This is a genomic window from Solirubrobacter deserti (assembly GCF_027587175.1).
Lineage (GTDB): Bacteria > Actinomycetota > Thermoleophilia > Solirubrobacterales > Solirubrobacteraceae > Solirubrobacter > Solirubrobacter deserti.
The window spans coordinates 118,175-135,623 of sequence record NZ_JAPCID010000009.1; the positions used below are offsets into that span (position 1 = coordinate 118,175).

General features: G+C 71.6%; 18 protein-coding genes. 12 read left to right on the forward strand and 6 right to left on the reverse strand.

The genetic code is table 11. The features are described from left to right. The first annotated feature begins 33 nt into the window (after positions 1-33). The gene (locus tag OJ962_RS08120; protein ID WP_202955785.1) at positions 34-759 is read left to right on the forward strand and encodes a MerR family transcriptional regulator; all 726 of its coding nucleotides are present in this window, start codon (positions 34-36) and stop codon (positions 757-759) included. 10 nt (positions 760-769) lie between these two features. Continuing rightward, positions 770-1,180, forward strand: coding sequence for a VOC family protein (locus OJ962_RS08125; protein WP_202955786.1), 411 nt, complete (start codon positions 770-772; stop codon positions 1,178-1,180). Here OJ962_RS08125 and OJ962_RS08130 read toward each other — a convergent pair. Together OJ962_RS08130 and mug are read right to left on the reverse strand one after the other, a co-directional pair. Beyond that, entirely contained in the window at positions 1,161-1,508 is a 348-nt protein-coding gene (locus tag OJ962_RS08130; protein WP_202955787.1) for a hypothetical protein, read from the reverse strand. The genes OJ962_RS08125 and OJ962_RS08130 overlap by 20 nt on opposite strands. Further along, positions 1,505-2,017 carry a G/U mismatch-specific DNA glycosylase gene (gene mug, locus OJ962_RS08135; protein WP_270006282.1) on the reverse strand — a complete coding sequence of 171 codons (513 nt, stop codon included), beginning with the start codon at positions 2,015-2,017 and terminating at the stop codon, positions 1,505-1,507. Before mug ends, OJ962_RS08130 begins: the two co-directional genes overlap by 4 nt. Before the next feature lie 57 nt (positions 2,018-2,074). Between mug and OJ962_RS08140 the strand changes: the two genes are divergently transcribed. From OJ962_RS08140 to OJ962_RS08160, 5 genes are all read left to right on the forward strand, one after another. After that, positions 2,075-2,545 (forward strand): DUF4383 domain-containing protein, encoded by a 471-nt coding sequence (locus OJ962_RS08140; RefSeq protein ID WP_202955788.1) that lies wholly within the window; start codon positions 2,075-2,077, stop codon positions 2,543-2,545. 34 nt (positions 2,546-2,579) lie between these two features. Next, entirely contained in the window at positions 2,580-2,849 is a 270-nt protein-coding gene (locus OJ962_RS08145; protein WP_202955789.1) for a hypothetical protein, read from the forward strand. Positions 2,850-2,981: 132 nt separating this feature from the next. Then, a complete protein-coding gene (locus OJ962_RS08150; protein ID WP_202955790.1) occupies positions 2,982-4,151 on the forward strand; it encodes a PucR family transcriptional regulator in 1,170 nt (389 codons plus the stop codon). A gap of 78 nt (positions 4,152-4,229) precedes the next feature. Next, positions 4,230-5,396, forward strand: coding sequence for an alpha-hydroxy acid oxidase (locus OJ962_RS08155; RefSeq protein WP_202955791.1), 1,167 nt, complete (start codon positions 4,230-4,232; stop codon positions 5,394-5,396). 10 nt (positions 5,397-5,406) lie between these two features. Continuing rightward, complete coding sequence (locus OJ962_RS08160; RefSeq protein ID WP_202955792.1) at positions 5,407-6,558, forward strand: amidohydrolase family protein; 1,152 nt, start codon at positions 5,407-5,409, stop codon at positions 6,556-6,558. Here OJ962_RS08160 and OJ962_RS08165 read toward each other — a convergent pair. The 4 genes from OJ962_RS08165 to OJ962_RS08180 all read right to left on the reverse strand — a co-directional run bounded on the left by OJ962_RS08165 (position 6,489) and on the right by OJ962_RS08180 (position 12,584). Further along, the gene (locus OJ962_RS08165) at positions 6,489-7,832 is read right to left on the reverse strand and encodes an MFS transporter (RefSeq protein WP_202955793.1); all 1,344 of its coding nucleotides are present in this window, start codon (positions 7,830-7,832) and stop codon (positions 6,489-6,491) included. The genes OJ962_RS08160 and OJ962_RS08165 overlap by 70 nt on opposite strands. Positions 7,833-7,893: 61 nt before the next feature. Further along, positions 7,894-8,604, reverse strand: coding sequence for an ABC transporter ATP-binding protein (locus tag OJ962_RS08170; RefSeq protein WP_202955794.1), 711 nt, complete (start codon positions 8,602-8,604; stop codon positions 7,894-7,896). Continuing rightward, the gene (locus tag OJ962_RS08175; RefSeq protein ID WP_202955795.1) at positions 8,601-11,315 is read right to left on the reverse strand and encodes a branched-chain amino acid ABC transporter permease/ATP-binding protein; all 2,715 of its coding nucleotides are present in this window, start codon (positions 11,313-11,315) and stop codon (positions 8,601-8,603) included. Before OJ962_RS08175 ends, OJ962_RS08170 begins: the two co-directional genes overlap by 4 nt. A 12-nt stretch (positions 11,316-11,327) precedes the next feature. Continuing rightward, on the reverse strand, positions 11,328-12,584 hold the full coding sequence (locus OJ962_RS08180; protein WP_202955796.1) for an ABC transporter substrate-binding protein: 1,257 nt from the start codon (positions 12,582-12,584) through the stop codon (positions 11,328-11,330). Between the two features lie 185 nt (positions 12,585-12,769). Between OJ962_RS08180 and OJ962_RS08185 the strand changes: the two genes are divergently transcribed. From OJ962_RS08185 to OJ962_RS08205, 5 genes are read left to right on the forward strand one after another with little or no spacing between them, the layout of a single operon-like run. Continuing rightward, positions 12,770-13,558: an HpcH/HpaI aldolase family protein gene (locus OJ962_RS08185; protein ID WP_202955797.1), complete on the forward strand. Its 789-nt coding sequence runs from the start codon at positions 12,770-12,772 to the stop codon at positions 13,556-13,558. Then, positions 13,555-14,154 (forward strand): Rieske (2Fe-2S) protein, encoded by a 600-nt coding sequence (locus OJ962_RS08190; RefSeq protein ID WP_202955798.1) that lies wholly within the window; start codon positions 13,555-13,557, stop codon positions 14,152-14,154. Before OJ962_RS08185 ends, OJ962_RS08190 begins: the two co-directional genes overlap by 4 nt. Next, on the forward strand, positions 14,151-15,239 hold the full coding sequence (locus OJ962_RS08195; RefSeq protein ID WP_202955799.1) for an amidohydrolase family protein: 1,089 nt from the start codon (positions 14,151-14,153) through the stop codon (positions 15,237-15,239). The genes OJ962_RS08190 and OJ962_RS08195 overlap by 4 nt, the downstream gene beginning before the upstream one ends. Then, entirely contained in the window at positions 15,239-16,198 is a 960-nt protein-coding gene (locus OJ962_RS08200) for a PDR/VanB family oxidoreductase (RefSeq protein WP_202955800.1), read from the forward strand. The genes OJ962_RS08195 and OJ962_RS08200 overlap by 1 nt, the downstream gene beginning before the upstream one ends. After that, positions 16,195-17,433 (forward strand): Coenzyme F420 hydrogenase/dehydrogenase, beta subunit C-terminal domain, encoded by a 1,239-nt coding sequence (locus OJ962_RS08205; RefSeq protein WP_202955801.1) that lies wholly within the window; start codon positions 16,195-16,197, stop codon positions 17,431-17,433. The genes OJ962_RS08200 and OJ962_RS08205 overlap by 4 nt, the downstream gene beginning before the upstream one ends. Positions 17,434-17,449: the final 16 nt, after the last annotated feature.

Below are 17,449 nucleotides of genomic sequence, written 5' to 3' on the forward strand. Positions count from 1 at the left end.
CCTTGCCCTCGGGGGAGACATGACAATCCCATTGTGGCCAGACCAAGCGACCTGATCGGCGCGTTCGCGCGGCGGGTGCGGCTGAGCCCGCGCCAGCTGCGCGACTACGACGAGCTCGGCCTGCTCGCGCCCGCCTACGTCGACCCCGACAGCGGCTACCGCTACTACCACCGCGGGCAGGTACGCAGCGCGATCACGATCGGGCTGCTGCGCTCGCTGGACGTGCCGCTGCCGGAGATCCACGCGCTGCTGGTGGCCGACGAGGTCGCGCCGCTGCTGGAGCGCCAGCGGGCGCGGGTGGAGGCGGAGCTCGAGCGGGCGCAGCAGGCGCTGCGGGCGCTGGACCGGCTGATCGGGTCCGACGAGCTGATCCCGTACGCCGTGGTCGAGCGCGACGAGCCGGCGCTGTCGCTCACGGTGCTGCGCGGCCGCTGCGACGCGGCCGAGCTGGACGGCGCCGCGGCGACGCTGATCGGCGAGCTGCCCGACGGTCCCGTGACCGGCCTGTACCCGCTCGACCTCGAAGGCGAGGTCGAGTTCATGGTCGGTGTGCCGGGACCCGGAATGGAGCTGCCGGCGGCACGCGTGGCGGTCGCGACCCACCGCGGGCGCTACGCCGAGCTGCCGCTCGCCTACTTCGCGCTGCTCGCGCACGCCGAGGAGCGCGGCCGCCGGCCGGGCGCCTGGGTCCGTGAGCGCTACCTCGAGGCGGCGTCGCCGGAAGCGGCCGTCACCGAAGTGCTGTTGCCCTACGAATAGGAGGCTGACGATGTCCGTCACCGCGCTGTACCCGGTCCTGATGACCGATCGTCCCGCCGTGCTCGCGCGCTTCTACGCGCAGCTGCTGGACCTGGAGCCCGTGTTCGAGGCCGACTGGTTCGTGCAGCTGACGGGCCAGATGGGCTTCGTCGCCCGCGACCACGACTCCGTGCCGGAGCGCTTCCGCGGCGCTCGCACCGCCGGCCTGCTCGTGACCGTCGAGGTGGAGGACGTCGACGCCGTGCACGAGCGTGCGCAGGCGATGGCGCTGCCGATGGAGCTCACGCTGCGCAGCGAGAACTGGGGCCAGCGGCACTTCATCACGGCCGACCCGGACGGCACGGCCGTCGACGTCGTGCAGGTGATCCCGGTGACCTCCGAGGAGATCGCCGCGCAGTACGTCAGCCCTCCGAGTCGATGAGCCAGCGGTCGTCGACCCTGCGCAGCCGCGTGACCGAGTCGCTGTCGTAACGCACCGTGGCGCGGTCGCCATCCACGTCGATGTCGGTCACGTGGCCCTCGTGGACGTAGAAGACCGCGACCGGCTCGTTGCCGAGCGTGACGTCCATGTCCGCGTCTTCCTCGGGGCAGAACCCGCGTTGCGCGGCGCCCGTGCGCAACGCGCACATCGCGTCCCAGTCGCGGCGCTCGGCCGCCCGTGCGTCCGCGTCGAGCGTCGCGCGCACGGCATCCTCCTCACCGCAGCCGGTGAAGGCGAGCGCGAGCAGCACGGCGGCGACGCGTTTCACAGGGCCTCAGCATAAGCGCGGGCCTCGGCGAACCGGCGCGCGAAGTCCGCGGGCGTGTGGTGGGCGTTGAGCCCGCTCGTGTTCGGGAGGATCCAGACCGGGCGGCCGCCGATGGTCTCGGCCTGCAGGCCGAGCGCGGCCCGGCGGCGCCCGAAGGCGGTCCGGTAGGCGGTGACGCCGACGATGGCGACCAGGCGCGGCCGGAGCTCGGCGACGAGCCGCTCGAGCTCCGCCGCGCCCGCGCGCAGCTCGTCCGCGCTGAGCTCCGACGCCGCGCGGGTCGGCCGGGGCGCGATGTTCGTGATGCCCAGGCCGTACTCGGGCAGCGTGACGTCCTCCTCGGGGGCGAGCAGGCGCGGCGTGAATCCCGACGCGTGCAGCGCGGGCCAGAACCGGTTGCCGGGCCGCGCGAAGTTGTGTCCGGTCTGGGCCGAGCGCAGGCCGGGGTTGATGCCGACGAAGAGGACCTTCAGGTTCGGGGCGACGATCGGTGGGAGCGCCTGCGTCACGGCATGCACGATGACGTAGCCCGCGTCGCCGGACGCCGGGAGGGGGAGCGTCGGGCCATGTCCCACATGCACGGTCCCGCCACGGACTTCGATCGCGCCCGCACCCCGGCGCAGTGGTATTGCCTGCTCGCCGGCGCAGCACTCGCGCTGGCCGGCCTCGCCGGCTTCATCGCCGACGCGAGCTTCGAGTTCGGCGACGGCATCGACGGCGGCTCGCTGCTCGGGTTCGAGGTCAACGGGGTGCACAACCTCATCCACCTGGCGTCCGGTGCGCTGCTGCTGGTGGCGTCGCCGCGGCGCGACACCGCCAAGGCGGTGGCGATCGCGTTCGGGGCCACCTACGCGCTCGTCGCCGTGATCGGCCTGATCGACGGCGATGACGTCCTCGGGCTGATCCCGATCAACAGCGCCGACAACGTGCTGCACGTCGGCCTCGCGCTGGTCGGCCTGGTCGCCGGGCTCGTGTCGCGCAGCGCGAGCCGCCGCGACAGCGACACGCTCGTCGATCGCACCTCGCCGACCGCCTGAGTCACAACTTCAGGGCCCACGCGATACATAGAGCGTGGGTCCTGAGGATGCTCGCACCGATGAAGCGCTGCTGGCCGCGACCGCGACCGACCCGCAGGCGTTCGCCGTCTTCTACCGGCGCCACCTGCGGGCCGTGCTCGCGTTCCTCGTGCACCCACCGACGTCCGCACGCTGGTCCCGTCGCCCGTCGGCCACGCGATCCTCGCCGTCTACCGACGGGGACTTCGTCTCCGGCAGCCTCCGGCTCACCGCCCATCTGCAGGGCGGCGGGACCTGGACGCAGGAGTGCCCGCTGGGCTTCTAGCCGATGCGCCACCGGTCGCCCGGGCGCTTGCGGCCGCCCGGAGCCGACGGCGACCCAACCGGGTCGCCGTCGTCGCAACCGGGTATGGTGCGCCGGGGAGAGCGCGTGACGCGGTCGGTCACAGAAGAACGCGTGGAGCAGAGCCGCGAACAGGCGTGGGATGAGCTCGTGCGCGTGCTCCGCGAATCCGGGATCACCGACGGCAAGGGCCCGATCGCGGAACGGATGGCCGAGCGTGTCTTCACGTTGCCGTCGTACCGCAACGTGGACCCCGAGCTCGTCCGCCAGGGCTGGCTGCGCAACATGAGCGTGTCGATGGTTGGGATGCTCGAGCACCGCGTGCCGGACGAGGACGACGACGACACCCCGCTGCGCGTGACGGGCGAGTCCCGCGCACGCTCGGGCGTCAATGTCGCCGAGATGCTGCAGACCGCCGTTCAGAACCAGTTGATCTTCATGGAGATCGCGGCCGAGCTGGCGCCTGAGTCGCCCTGGCGCGACAGCCTGCTGCTCGAGCTCTTCCAGCTCTACCAGGCGTGGTCGGCCTGGGGCTCGGCCGCGCTCGCCGCGGGTCATCGCGACGCTGAGCTCGAGATGCAGCGCCGCCAGCAGGAACGCCAGGACAACTACGTCAAGCACATCCTGCTCAGCGGCGCGGCCCAGTCGGAGATCGGCGACGGCGCCGAGGCGTACGGCCTGGACCCCGACGCCAACTACCACGCCTTCCGCGCGCGGCTGACCGTCGCGACCGACGTGCGCGCGGTCGAGCGGTACCTGCACGTCGCGCCGTCGGCGGGCCGCCGTGCCGGGTTGATGGCGATCATCGACGGCGACCTGTGCGGGTTCGCGACCAAGCTCCCGGACGCTCCGGCGCCGATGCCGATCGGCATCTCCCACGCCGTGCACATGGAGGAGCTCGCGTCCGTGTTCCGGCTCGCGACCCGAGCGCTGGAGACGGCGCACGCGATCGGGCGGGAGGGGATCGTCGGCATCGACGACCTCGGCCTGCACGCGGCCGTCGTCGCCGACCGTGACCTCGCGGAGCTGATGGTCGCCCGCTACCTGAAGCCGTTCGAGGAGCTCGGGGCCTCCGGCACCGCCGTGCTGGAGACGGTCGAGCGCTACATGGACAACAACAGCGCGCTGGAACGCACGGCCAAGGAGCTCTACGTGCACACCAACACGGTGCGCTACCGGCTGGCGCGGTTCGAGACCGTGACGGGCCGCTCGCTGCGCGACACGCAGACGCTGGTCGAGGTGTGGTGGGCGCTCGCCTGCCAGCGCCGTCCGCACGCTTTGTAGCCGCCCACAAATCCGCGCCGCGAACTTCGGCTCCGCCGCCGTAGCCACGGGGCCACGCGCGCGCGAGCGTTCCGCGGCATGAGGAGAGCCGTGAACCGGGCCAACAACGTGGAGGATCTGCGACGCATCGCCCGCCGGCGATTGCCGAAGGCGGTGTTCGACGTCATCGACGGAGGGTCGGGGGACGACGTCACCCTGCGCGGCAACCGCGCCGCGTTCGAGACCCTGTGGCTGCGGCCGCGCCCGCTCGAGGACGTCAGCCGCGTCGACCTGCGCACGACCGTGCTCGGGGAGGACGTCTCGATGCCGCTGCTGCTGGACCCGTGTAGCTTCGCGCGCATGTGCCACCCGCAGGCCGAGCTGGCGGTCGCTCGGGCGGCGGGCCGGGCGGGCACGATCTACACGATCGCGGGCGGCGCGAGCGAGAAGCCCGAGGACATCGCCAAGGTCGCGATCGGCTCCCTCTGGTACCAGCTGTACATGATGCCCGACCAGGGCATGAACGAGGCGCTGCTGGACCGCGTCGAGGCCGCGGGCTACCGCACCCTGGTGGTCACGGTCGACACGCCGATCAAGCCCTACCGCGAGCTGGACCTGCGCAACCGGATCGAGCTGCCGCTGCAGATCACGCCGCGGCTGATCGCGGCCGGCGTCTCCCGCCCGCTGTGGGCCCGGGACTTTCTGATGGGCAACTCCGGCTCGTCGAACTTCAGCCTCACGCAGGCCAAGAAGGCCTACGACAACTTCGCCGACGCGATCATGCACATGAAGTCGGTCACGCGCACCGACGTCGCGTGGCTGCGCGAGCGCTGGAAGGGGCCGCTGGTGATCAAGGGCGTGCTGCGCGGCGAGGAGGTGCCGGAGCTGCTCGCGCTCGGCGTCGACGGGATCGTGGTCTCCAACCACGGCGGCCGCAACCTGGACGGCGTGCCGCCCACGCTGCAGGTGCTGCCGGAGATCGTCGAGGCCGCCGACGGGCGCGCCGAGGTCCTTCTCGACGGAGGCGTCCGGCGCGGCACCGACGTCGTGAAGGCGCTCGCGCTCGGCGCCCGCGCCGTGCTCACGGGCCGCCCCTACATGTTCGCGCTCGCGGCCGGCGGCGAACCCGGGGTGGACCGCGCCCTCGAGCTGCTGCGCAACGAGATCCACCGCGCAATGGCCTTCTGCGGCGTCACCTCGATCGCCCAGATCGACGCTTCGCTCGTCCACCGTCCCGAGCCCGCGCTCACCCCGCTCGCCGTCTGAGGAGAGACCCTTGACCGTCGTCAAATACCCGATCGTCGACACCGACGTCCACCCCGCCATGAACCCGGCGGTGCCCGGCGTGATGGCGTACCTGCCCCAACGCTGGCGCGACTACGTCGGCGAGATCGGCATCATGCGCAACTTCATGACCGGCGGTGAGCGCCCGCGCCACCGCGAGTTCGCGAGCCGATGGGACGCCACCCCGCCCGCGGGCGGCGCGCCCGGCTCGAACCCGGAGTTCGCGCGCGCGCAGCTGCTCGACCAGTTCGACATGAGCGGCGCGATGCTCAACGACATCGCGCCGATCTTCCTCAATGGCGGCAAGCACCAGCCCGCGGAGCTCGCGGCCGCGTTCTGCTCGGCCGTCAACGACCATCGGCGCGACGAGTGGCTGGCCTCGGACCCACGCTGGTACGGCTCGATCAACACGCCGTACGAGCTGCCGCACCTCGCGGTGGAGGAGATCCGCCGCTGCAAGGAGGACATGGGCGAGTACAACGATCGCTGGAAGCAGGTCATGTTCGCGCCCGACAACGCGCGTCCGCCCGGGCATCCGTCGTACTGGCCGATCTACGAGGCCGCCGAGCACTACGGGCTGCCGATCGGCTTCCACGTGCTCGCCAGCCGCAAGCTCACCTCCTCCGGCAGCTGCAACTTCTACTTCGAGGAGCACTGCGACTGGGCGGCGTTCAACTTCCCGCTGTTGTCGAGCTTCGTCTTCGAAGGCGTCTTCGACCGGTTCCCGAAGCTCAAGGTCGCGATGATCGAGCTGTCGTGGTCATGGGCGATCCCGCTCGCCTGGCGCATGGACCATGCCTACCGCGTCATGAAGAGCGAGGTGCCGCACCTGCAGCGCCTGCCGTCCGAGTACATCCGCGACCACGTCTGGTACTCGACGCAGCCGATCGAGGAGCCCGAGGATCCGCGCCACATCGACGACGTGCTCGAGCTCTTCGAGGTCTCCGGGATGGCGGACAAGCTCATGTACTCGTCGGACTATCCGCACTGGGACTATGACCCGCCGTCGGCGTTCCCGAAGGCCGTGAGCGGCGAGCGCATGGGCCGGATCCTGGGCGAGAACGCCGCTGCGCTCTACGGCATCGACCTGATCGAGGGCACGGGCTGGACGCCCGAGCAGCCCGCGGTCGCCGCCGCCGCGTAGCGAGGGACGAGGGCGCTCGCCGCGACCGCCGCGGCGAGCAGCCCCGCGATCACCCAGAAGGCGGGGGCGAACCCGTGCGCGACGACGATCGTCGCGCTCAGCGTCGCGCCGACGCTGCCGCCGATCGTCCGCATGATCTGGTTGACGCCGGTGGCCACGCCGCTCTGCGTCAGGTCGACGGCGCCCATCACGAGGTTGACCATCGCGGCGTAGGAGAGCCCGATGCCGGCGCCCATCACCGCCGAGGCGACCGCCACGCCGGCCACGCTGCGGTACGCGACCGCGCACAGGACGAACGACAGGCACGAGCACAGCGCGCCGGCCGTCAGGCACGCGCGCGAGCCGAAGCGTGCCTCCAGGCGCCCCGCCGCCGAGCTGAACGCGAGCAGCGTCACCGTCGACGGGAGCAGCAGCAGCCCCGCGCCGGTCACGTCGGTGCCGAGCAGCGGCGCGAGCTGCGGGATCAGCAGCCCGAACGCGAACAGCCCCGCACCCAACAGCAGCGTGGTCAGGTTCGTCGTCCAGACCGTGCGCCGCGCCAGCACGCGCATGTCCACGAGCGGAACGGGCGCCCGCCGCTCCGCCCACACCCACGCCGGGAGCAGCGCCAGACCGGCGGCGCCGAGCACCGCATCGCCCCAGGTCAGGGCGAGCAGCGCCGCCGACAGCCCGGCGGCCATCAGCGCCATGCCCGTCCAGTGGATGCGCCCGCCGCTCGCCCGCACGGGGGAGGCCGGCACCGTGCGCCAGACGGCGACCGTCGCCAGCGCGATGCCCGCCAGCGGAAGCCAGAACAGCCAGTGGTAGGACAGGTGCTCGACGACCGGGCCCGCGAGGACGATGCCGGCGCCGGCGCCGGCGCTCAGGATCCCCGAGAGGAACCCGAGCGCGCCCGGCACCGCGCGCGGCTCGAGCTCGTCACGCACGATCGCGAAGGCGAGCGGGAACACGCCACCGCCCGCGCCCTGCACGAGCCGCGCGGCGACGAGCACCTCGATCGAGCTCGCGAGCGCGCCGAGCAACGTGCCGGCGCACAGCACCAGCAGCACCGCGAGCAGCACGCGGTGCTTGCCGTAGAGGTCGCCGAGCCGGCCGATCACGGGCGTCAGCACCGAGGCGCTGAGCAGGTAGCCCGTCATCACCCAGCTCGCGGTCGCCGGGGTGATCGCGAACGCGCGCTGAAGGTCGGGAAGCGCCGGGGCCAGGAACGACTGCATCAGCGCGTAGCCGGCTCCGGCGGCGGCCAGCGCGGCCAGCAGGCGCCGGCGCGTCATCGTGGGGCGAACGTGCCGGCCGGGAAGGAGGAGCGCCCGGCCGGCACGTCGCCCCGCGGGCTCACGCGATCGTCTCCGCGACCCCGCCGCTGAGGTAGGACTCCTCGATCTCGTCGATGCGCTCGCGCATCTCCGCGGCGTGGCCTGACAGGACGATCTCGCCGCGCCGCATCACGTAGACGCGGTCGGCGTACTTGAGCACCTTGCGCACGTGCTGCTCGACCAGCAGCACCGCCGTGCCGTTCTCCCGCGCCGCGGCGCGCACCGCCTCGAGCAGGCGCGTGACGACCTTCGGCGCCAGGCCGAGCGAGAGCTCGTCCGCGAGCAGCACGCGCGGGGAGCGCGAGAGCGCGCGGGCGAGCGTGAGCATCTGCTGCTCCCCGCCCGAGAGCAGGCCGCCCCGCACGTCGATGCGGCTCTGCAGCTCCGGGAACAGGTTCAGCGCCCGCTGCTCGTCACAGCGGCCGACGCGCAGGTTCTCGGCGGTCGTCAGGCCCATGAACACCGACCGTTCCTCGGTCACGAACGCGAGCCCGTCCCGCGCGCGGGCGTGCAGCGGCGCGCGCGTCGCCTCGCCGTGCAGGCGAACCTCGCCGCCGAGCAGCGGAAGCTCGCCGGCGAGCGCGAGCATGGTCGTCGTCTTGCCCGCGCCGTTGGGTCCGAGCAGCGCGACGATCTCACCGGGCTCGACGCACAGATCGACGTCATTGACCACGGGTTGGCCCGCGTGGTAGCCGACGCACAGGCCGGCGGCCTCGATGGCGTAGCTCACAACGTCTCCTTCACACGGGTGGGCTCGGACTCGATGACCTCGTCGGAGCCGAGATAGGCCTTGATCGTCGCGGGGTCGGCGCGGACGACCTCGGGCGTGCCCTGCGCGATCGTGCGGCCGAAGTCGAGCACCACGATCTCGTCGCACACCGCCATGACGAAGTTCATGTCGTGCTCGACCAGCAGCACCCCGATGCCCCACTCGTCGGCCAGCCGCCGCACCAGCCGCGCCAGCTCGCGCGACTCACGCTCGCCCAGGCCGGCCGCCGGCTCGTCCAGCAGCAGCACGCTCGGCTGCGTGGCCACCGCCCGCGCGATCGCGACCAGCCGCCGGCGGCCATAGGGCAGATCGGACACGAGCCGGTCCAGGTCGCCCTCGAGCTGGAACTCGTGCACGGCCGTCACCACCGCGGCCGGCAGCGGCGGCGTGAGCGGATATACCATGTCGCGCACGTAGGACAGCCGGTCGCGCGGGTCCGAGGCCGTGCGCAGGTTGTCCAGCACGGTCATGTCCTCGAACAGCTCCAGCGACTGGAACGAGCGGCTGACGCCGACCCGCGCGCGTTGTGCGGCGTGCAGCCCGGTGATGTCGACGCCGTCGAGGTCCAGGTGGCCGGTGGCCGGCTCCACGAACCCGGTGATGGCGTCGATGGCGGTCGTCTTGCCGGCGCCGTTGGGCCCGATCAGCCCGACGATCTTGCCCGGTGGGACCGTGAGTGACAGGTCGCTCAGCGCCACCACGCCGCCGAAGCGCACGGTGACGCCCTCCACGGTGAGCGTCTTGGACGCCACCTTCTCGATCCGCGTCGGCTTGTCCAGCGCGGTCGCGGCCGCCGGCTTCTCGGCCTTGCGACGCAGCTTCTTCGCGATGGCCCGGAACTGGAGGATGTTCTGCTTGGCCGCGCCGTCCTCGTTCTGCATCAACAGCAGGATCAGGATCAGGCCGCCGATCGGGATGATGTACTCGGTGACGTTGCCGAACAGGCTGTTGCCGATCTGGGTGCCGAGCGCGCTCGGCGCGAGCGTCGCGCCGATGATCGGGCCGAACACGTAGCCGATGCCGCCGATCACCGTCCACGCGACCGCGTTGATCGACGTGAAGTTCGTGAACTCGGAGAAGATCACGACGTCCGACCGGTAGGCGATCGCGATGCCGCCGAGCGTGGCCACCGCGGCCGAGAAGCCGAACGCGAACGTCTTGGTCTCCGAGACGCTGATGCCCAGCGCCGCCGCGGCCCGCTCGTTGGTGCGCACGGCCAGCATGCGCCGGCCCGAGCGCCCGCGCCGCACGTTGGCCACCGCGAGCGCGGCGACCGTGAACAGCGCCAGGCAGAACAGCGCGTAGCGCGTCGGGTGCATGATCGGCTCGATCGAGAACCCGAGGATCTTCGGCTCGTGGACGTCGGTGCCGAGCAGGCCACCCGACAGCGTGCCGTTGTTGAACACGATCAACTCGATCGCCGCGCCCAGGCCCAGGGTGGCGACGGCGAGGTTGAGCCCGCGGGCGCGCACCGCCGGCAGCGCGAGCAGCATGCCGATCGGGAACGCGAGCGCGAGTCCGATCAGGCAGGCGAGCACGAACGGCACGTCCTGGGTCGCGTCCAGGCGCGCCACGATCCACACGCCCAGGCCCGCGACCGCGTACTGGGCGAGCGAGATCTGGCCCGCGTAGCCCGTCAGCACCACGATCGAGAGCAGCACGAGCGCCATCCCGAACGTGATCGCGAACGACTCCTGCCAGGTCGGCGGGACGACCGCGATCAGCGCCGCCGCGGCCGCCACGCCGGCCACGACGAGCCCGGGCCGGATCCGGCCGGTGCCCACGCCCGGCAGGCGCTGCAGGAAGAAGTCGCGCGTCGGCAGCGCCTTGCCGCGCAGGACCATCACGGCGACGATCACCGCGAACGGCACGGACTGGCCGATGCCGGGCGTGGCGACGTATCGCGTGACCTCGGTCTGCGCGATGCCGATCACGATCGCCGCGACGAACACGATCGGGAACGAGCGGAAGCTCGCGACCAGCGCGGCCGCCAGCGCGGCGATGACGAGGTTGGTCATCGTCGCCGCCTGCAGCTGGACGATCGGCGCGATCAGGATCGCGGCCAGGCCGGCGAGGCCGGAGCCGAGCGCCCAGTTGATCGTCGCGATCCGGTCCGGCGACCAGCCCAGCGACGCCGCGACCCGCTGGTTCTCCGCGACGGCCGCGGTGCCGAGGCCGAACGACGTGTACTTGTAGACCCACCACAGCGCGGCGGTGAGCGCGCCCGCCACGGTCACGAGGATCACGCGGTCGGCGGTGATGGTGATGTCGCCGCCGAGGCGGATCAGGTCCGTCGGCAGCGCGCTGGAGATGGTGATGATGTCCGGGCCGTAGCGCAGGACGACGAGACCCTGCAGCAGGATCAGCACGCCCAGCGTCGCGACGATCCGGGCCAGCGACGACGCGCGCCGCAGCGGCCGCATCACGAACAGGTGCGTGAGCGCGCCGATGCCGGCCGAGACGGCGACGCCGACGACCAGGCCGAGCGCCCACGGCAGGCCCTGCTCGACCCAGATGTCCCACGAGATGAACGCGGCGACCATGCCGATGGCGCCGTGGGCGAAGTTCAGGACGCCCGACCCGCGGTAGATCAGGACCAGGCCCTGCGCGGCGAGGGAGTAGAGCGCGCCGAGCCCGAGGCCCAGCAGCGCGAAACGGATGACTTCTTCCATGCCGGGGCCCCCCTACTGGGCGCTCGCCTGCGCGATCTTGTCGCTCAGGTCGTTGAACTTGCCGTTCTCGAGGGCGGTCAGCTTGCCGTCCTTGAAGGTCTCGAAGACGAGGCTGCGGTTGAACATGCGCGGGAAGTCCTCGACGCTCCACGGCGTGCTCGTGTCGACCGGGGCGAGCAGGCCGTCGGTCTGCACGTCGGAGGTCTTGTTGAACATCGCCAGCACCGACTCGTTGTTGACCGGCTGGCCGGACTTGGCGACGCGGCGCGCCACGTCGACGAACGCGAGGAAGTTCAGGTAGGAGCCCTTGGTGAAGCTCGACGTGAAGTTCGTCAGCTTCTCCTTGTTGATCGGGTCCATCGTCTCGTTGAACTTGTTCCACTTGGGGTCGTTGAACGGGTACGACATGTCGACCGCGACCATCCCCTCGAGCAGGTCCGGGAACTTCTCCAGGATCTTCTGCGTGTACACGCCGCCCTGGTAGCCGGCGAGCTTGTTGGAGTCGTTCTTCCAGCCCGTCTGCTGCAGCGCCGGATAGAACGCCGTCATCAGTGTCTCGCTGAGGTACGGGACGATGCAGTCGGGCTTGGAGGACACCGCCTGCGCGGCCGTCGGCGCCCAGTCGGTGGCGCCCAGCGGCGCGGCGACGATCTTCGCCGGCGGCTTGCCCGCGGCCGCGAAGCCCATCGCCGAGAGCTCTTTGACGTAGTCGAGCTGCGGCGTCTGCACGCTGATCAACACCGGGTTCTGGCAGTTCAGGCCCGCGATGTAGGAGCCGGCGATCTGGGTCAGCACGCCTGCGGCCATCGGGAACGCGACGTCCGAGTGCAGGTCGGCCGGGTCGAACGCGAACGCCGGCAGGTACGCGGTCTTGCCCTGCTCGAAGACCGGCGGGATCTTGGCTGTGCCGAAGCTGGCCTGCACGAGCGCGGCCGAGGCCTTGTCGTTGAGCGCGTCACGCGCGCAGCGCGACGCCTGGTCGGGCAGGTTCTGCAGATCGCAGGTCTTGATCTCGACCGGATGCCCCTCGATCCCGCCCTCCTTGTTCACGCGCTCCGCAGCCGCCTTGATGGCGGCCGGGATGCCGGAGTAGGACAGGCCCGTCTGCGACGTCTCGTCCCCGATCACCCACAACTTGACCGGGTCCTTGGTCAGCCCCGCGTTCGCGGCGCCGCCACCCCCCTCGTCGCTGCCACACGCGACCAGTCCGAGACCCATGGCGGTCGTGGCACACAAGGCCAGCGCCCCACGGCGGAAGTGGTAGTTCATCTCTCTCCTCCTTTGACCGGATTCCCAGGCCGGATTGGTCGCGAATGTAAGTCAGCCGCGCCGAGGAGGCACTGTGTGATCTGCCAAGGCTCAACTGTGAATGTTCGGCTGATCTGCCGATGCGGCGCTACGGGCGGTGAGCGACCGTTGGGTGCGAGGCACCCGAGGAGAGCGGAGGTTCCGAATTGCCCAGAAACAAGCTCCGGCAGCAGTGGGACGCTGGGGAGATCGCCATCGATTGCTGGCTGAGCGGGTCGTCGATGACGGCCGCGGAAGCCGTCGGACGGCTCGGCTTCGAGTCCGTCGTGATCGACACGCAGCACACGATGGCGGACTTCCGGGACGTCGCCGGCTGCCTGATGGCCCTGACCGGCACGGGCACGACCGCAATCGTGCGCGTGATCGGCAACGAGCCCTTGATGATCCAGAAGATCCTCGACGCGGGCGCGGACGGGATCATGTGCCCGATGGTCTCGACGGCCGCGGAGGCCGAAGCCTTCGTCGGCGCGTGCCGCTATCCGCCGCTCGGCTATCGCAGCGTCGGCGCCTACCGGCCGGCGGAGGGAATGCTCGAGTACTTCCGGTCCGCCAACCAAGAGCTCGTGACGCTCGCGCAGATCGAGACGGTCGAGGCGATGGACAACCTCGACGCGATCGCGGCCACGCCTGGCCTGGACGTGCTGTTCATGGGTCCGGGCGATCTGTCGGTGTCCTACGGCGGCGAGCCCGTCATCGACTACACCGACCCGGTCACCGCCGACCGCCACCGGCGCGTCGTCGAGGCCGCGCACGCGGCGGGCAAGAAGGCGGGCATGCTCGCCCTCGGCCCGGGCGACATCGCGCGCGCCGTCGACTTCGGGATGGACATGGTCTCGGTCGCGATGGAAGGGCTGCTGGTCGTGGTCGGCGCGGCCGCGAAGCTGGCGGAGGGCCGGGAGGCGGCTGCGGCCCGGGCGGAGGCCGTTCCCGCATGAGCGTTCCGTCGACGAATCCTTCAGAGCCCGGCGGCGCTTCGCGCCGCGTGGACAAGCACGTCGTCGCGCGCGTCGCGGACGTCCCCGACGGGGGGCGCGTCATCGTCGAGGTCGGCGGGCGCTCGATCGGCATCTTCAACGTCGGCGGCGAGTTCTTCGGCTTGCTGAACCGCTGCCCGCACAAGGGCGCGCAGATGTGCAAGGGCAACATCGTCGGGCGGCTGTCGTCCAGCGCGCCCGGTGAGTACGACTACGACCCGTCCAGCAAGCTGATCATGTGCCCGTGGCACGGCTGGGAGTTCGACATCCGCAGCGGGCAGTCGTACTTCGATCCGCGCGGCACGCGCCTGCGGGCCTACAACGTGCAGGTCGAGGGCGGCGACGTCGTGGCCGGGGAGATCGAGAGCGGATCGACGGCGCTGACGCCTGCCCAGTACGCCGCAGCCAACCCGTCGGCGCTGCTGCACGAGAACGGGCTCGCGCCCGGCCCCTACCAGGCCGAGACGATCCCGATCACGGTCGAGGACGAGTACCTCGTCGTCAACCTGCGCCCGGCCCGGCCGGCGCGCCGCCCGCGCGCGGAGGCCGTGTCATGACCACGGCGCTGCTCGAGAACACCAGTCGCGACGCGGTCTGGGACGGCGCGGTGATCGACGTCGACGTGCACGCCAACGTGCCGTCGCTGCAGGCCCTGTACCCGTACATGGACCAGCTCTGGATCGACTGGTGCGAGGAGCGCGGGTGGAAGGGGCCGAGCGGCGCGGCCGCGCACTATCCGCCCAAGTCCAACCGTGCCTGCCGGCCCGAGTGGCGCCCGGCCGAAGAGGCGGCGGCCTCGCGCGTGGAGCTGCTGCGCGAGCACGTGCTGGACCCGTGGAAGCCCGACTACGCCGTGCTCAACTGCTACTACGGCATCGACAGCCTGCGCCACCCCGACTGGGCGTCCGCGCTCGCCCGGGCGGTCAACGACTGGGTGCGCAGCGAGTGGCTGGACCGCGATCCGCGGCTCGTCGCCTCGCTCGTGGTGCCCGCGCGGGACCCGGTCGCGATGGTCGAGGAGATCCGCCGCGTCGGCTCGCACCCGCAGTTCGTGCAGGTGCTGCTGCCGGCGCGCAACGACCAGCTGTGGGGCCAGCGCGTGTTCCATCCGGTGTTCGCGGCGATGGTCGAGCACGACCTGGTGGCCGGCCTGCACTACGGGGGCACGACCGAGGGTGCGCCGTCCACGACGGGCTATGGCTCATGGTTCGTCGAGGAGTACGCGGCCGAGTGGCAGGCGTTCGCGCCACAGGTCACGTCGATCATCTCCGAGGGCGTGCTCCAGCTGCACCCCGAGCTGCGGGTCAGCGTGCTCGAAGGCGGCTTCCTGTGGGTGCCGTCCTGGGGCTGGCGCATGAACAAGGAGTGGAAGGGCCTGCGACGCGAGGTGCCGTGGCTGGACCGCGCGCCGCTGGACCTGATCCGCGAGCACTTCCGCTTCTCGGTCGCGCCGACGGACGCCGGCCCGCCCGAGCTGCTGGCGAAGGCCGTCGAATGGCTGCGCTCGGACGACATCCTGATGTTCGCGACCGACTACCCGCACATGCACGACGACGACATCACGGCGTTGCTGGCGGCCGTCCCCGAGTCGATGCGGCCGAAGCTGATGGCCGAGACCGCACGGGATTGGTACCGCCTCTGATGGACGTCGTGCAGGCACCGCCGGTGCTGTCGTTGACGGTGGCCGAGGTGAAAGAGGAAGCGGACGGCGTCGTGTCCCTGCGGTTCGTGGCGTCCAGCGGGGAGCGACTGCCCCGCTGGGCGCCCGGCGCGCACGTGGACCTGCGGCTAGCGAACGGCATCGAGCGTCAGTACTCGCTCTGCGGCGATCCCGCCGACCACGACGGCTGGCGTGTGGGGGTGTTGCGCGAGCCCGAGAGCCGCGGCGGCTCGGCGTTCATCCACGAGCAGCTGAGCGCGGGCGACTCAGTCGTCGTGCAGGGGCCGCGCAACAACTTCCCGCTGGTGGCGGCGGACGCGTACGTGTTCGTCGCCGGCGGGATCGGGATCACGCCGCTGCTCCCGATGATCGCGGCCGCGGACGCGCGCGGCGCCGAGTGGCAGCTCGTGTACGGCGGGCGCACGGCGGCGTCGATGGCGTTCACGGCCGAGCTCGCGGCGTACGGGCCGCGCGTGAAGCTGTGGCCGCAGGACGTGCATGGGCTGATCGACCTCGACGGGCTGCTGGGCGCGCCGCGCGACGGCGTCGCGGTCTACTGCTGTGGGCCCGAGGTGTTGATCGCGGCCGTGGAGGAGCGGTGTGCGGCGTGGCCTGCGGGCGCGTTGCACGTCGAGCGCTTCCGGCCGCGGCCGGGCGCGCTGGACGGCGCCCGCACGGCGTTCGAGGTCGAGTGCGAGTACACCGGCATCACGGTGCTGGTCCGCGCGGACCAGTCGATCGCCCAGGCCGTCGAGTCCGCCGGGATTGAGGTCGCCACGTCGTGTCGCGAAGGCACGTGCGGCACGTGCGAGACGGTCGTGCTGGAGGGGGTCCCGGACCACCGCGACTCCTTCCTCTCATCCGAGGAGCGGGAGGCGAACGACGTCATGATGATCTGCTGCTCGCGGGCGCGGTCGGAGCGGCTGGTGCTGGACCTATGAGCGTGCCGGAGACCATCGAGGAGGTCGTGGCGAGCGGCCTGTGCACAGGCTGCGGCCTGTGCGAGAGCGTCGCCGGGCGCGAGCACGTGCGCATGGGCCTCTCGCTGCTCGGGCACTCGCGGCCGTACGTGCCGGAGCCGCTCGATCCGGCCGTGGAGCGGCGGGCGCTGGCGAGCTGCCCGGGCGTGCGGGTCGACGGCCCGGGGCGCCCGCGCGGGGTCCAGGTGCACCCGGTGTGGGGTCCGGTGCGCGAGCTGCACCGCTCGTGGGCGACCGACCCCGCCGTCCGCTTGAAGGCCGCGGCGGGCGGGACGCTGTCGACGCTGGGCCGCTACCTGCTGGCCAGCGGCGAGGTGGAGGCGGTGCTGCACGTGCGCGCCCGTGGCGATCGCGCGTGGCTGACGGAGGGCGTCGTGTCGCGCAGCGAGCAGGAGGTGGTCTCCGGCGCGCAGTCGCGCTATGGGCCGTCCGCGCCGCTCGTGCACGTGCGCCGGCTGCTCGACGAGGGCGTCGTGTTCGCCGTCATCGCCAAGCCGTGCGACATCTCCGCGGTGCGGCGGCTGGCGAAGGTCGACCCGCGCGTGGACGCGCAGGTCAAGTACCTGCTCACGATCTTCTGCGGCGGCGTGCACGGCGCGCACATCCCCCGCGCGATCATCCGCTACCACGACCTCGAGGAGTCCGAGATCGGCGTCTTCCGCTATCGCGGCGAAGGCTGGCCAGGTGCGCTCAGCGTGCAGACCCGCGACGGCGTGCGCAAGGACATGACCTACCTCGGCGGCTGGACGGGCAAGCCCTACAGCTACGACATGCAGTTCCGCTGCAAGATCTGCCCGGACGCCGTCGGCGAGGTGGCCGACCTCTCGGTCCCGGACGGGTGGATCCTCAAGGACGGCAAGCCGTGCTACGACGAGGCTCCCGGGCGCAACATCGCGGTCGCGCGGACCGAACGCGGGCAGCGGCTCCTTCACGCCGCGGTCGCGGCCGGCTACCTCGAGCTGGCGCCCATGACCATGGCCGAGCTGGACCCGATGCACGCCAACCACCCGGACCGCAAGCTCGGCGGCCCGGTCCAGCTGCTCGCGCTGCGGCTCACGCGGCAGAAGCGGCTGGTGGCGACGGGCTACCGGCCGCTGTCGACGCTGCGCCGCGCCGGCGTGCGCGTCGCGTGGCGGCAGTTCACGGGCACGCTGCGCCGGATCGCCCGGCGCGACAACCGTGAGCCGCTGATCTAGCCCGCGACCGGCGCGC

What these genes read in the sequence shown, in the direction of transcription:
- OJ962_RS08190 (WP_202955798.1), top strand. Translation starts at nt 13,555, where the DNA reads ATGAGCGTTCCGTCGACGAATCCTTCAGAGCCCGGCGGCGCTTCGCGC.
- OJ962_RS08165 (WP_202955793.1), bottom strand. Translation starts at nt 7,832, where the DNA reads ATGACGCGCCGGCGCCTGCTGGCCGCGCTGGCCGCCGCCGGAGCCGGC.
- OJ962_RS08175 (WP_202955795.1), bottom strand. Translation starts at nt 11,315, where the DNA reads ATGGAAGAAGTCATCCGTTTCGCGCTGCTGGGCCTCGGGCTCGGCGCG.
- OJ962_RS08140 (WP_202955788.1), top strand. Translation starts at nt 2,075, where the DNA reads ATGTCCCACATGCACGGTCCCGCCACGGACTTCGATCGCGCCCGCACC.
- OJ962_RS08205 (WP_202955801.1), top strand. Translation starts at nt 16,195, where the DNA reads ATGAGCGTGCCGGAGACCATCGAGGAGGTCGTGGCGAGCGGCCTGTGC.
- OJ962_RS08180 (WP_202955796.1), bottom strand. Translation starts at nt 12,584, where the DNA reads ATGAACTACCACTTCCGCCGTGGGGCGCTGGCCTTGTGTGCCACGACC.
- OJ962_RS08125 (WP_202955786.1), top strand. Translation starts at nt 770, where the DNA reads ATGTCCGTCACCGCGCTGTACCCGGTCCTGATGACCGATCGTCCCGCC.
- OJ962_RS08155 (WP_202955791.1), top strand. Translation starts at nt 4,230, where the DNA reads ATGAGGAGAGCCGTGAACCGGGCCAACAACGTGGAGGATCTGCGACGC.
- OJ962_RS08200 (WP_202955800.1), top strand. Translation starts at nt 15,239, where the DNA reads ATGGACGTCGTGCAGGCACCGCCGGTGCTGTCGTTGACGGTGGCCGAG.
- OJ962_RS08195 (WP_202955799.1), top strand. Translation starts at nt 14,151, where the DNA reads ATGACCACGGCGCTGCTCGAGAACACCAGTCGCGACGCGGTCTGGGAC.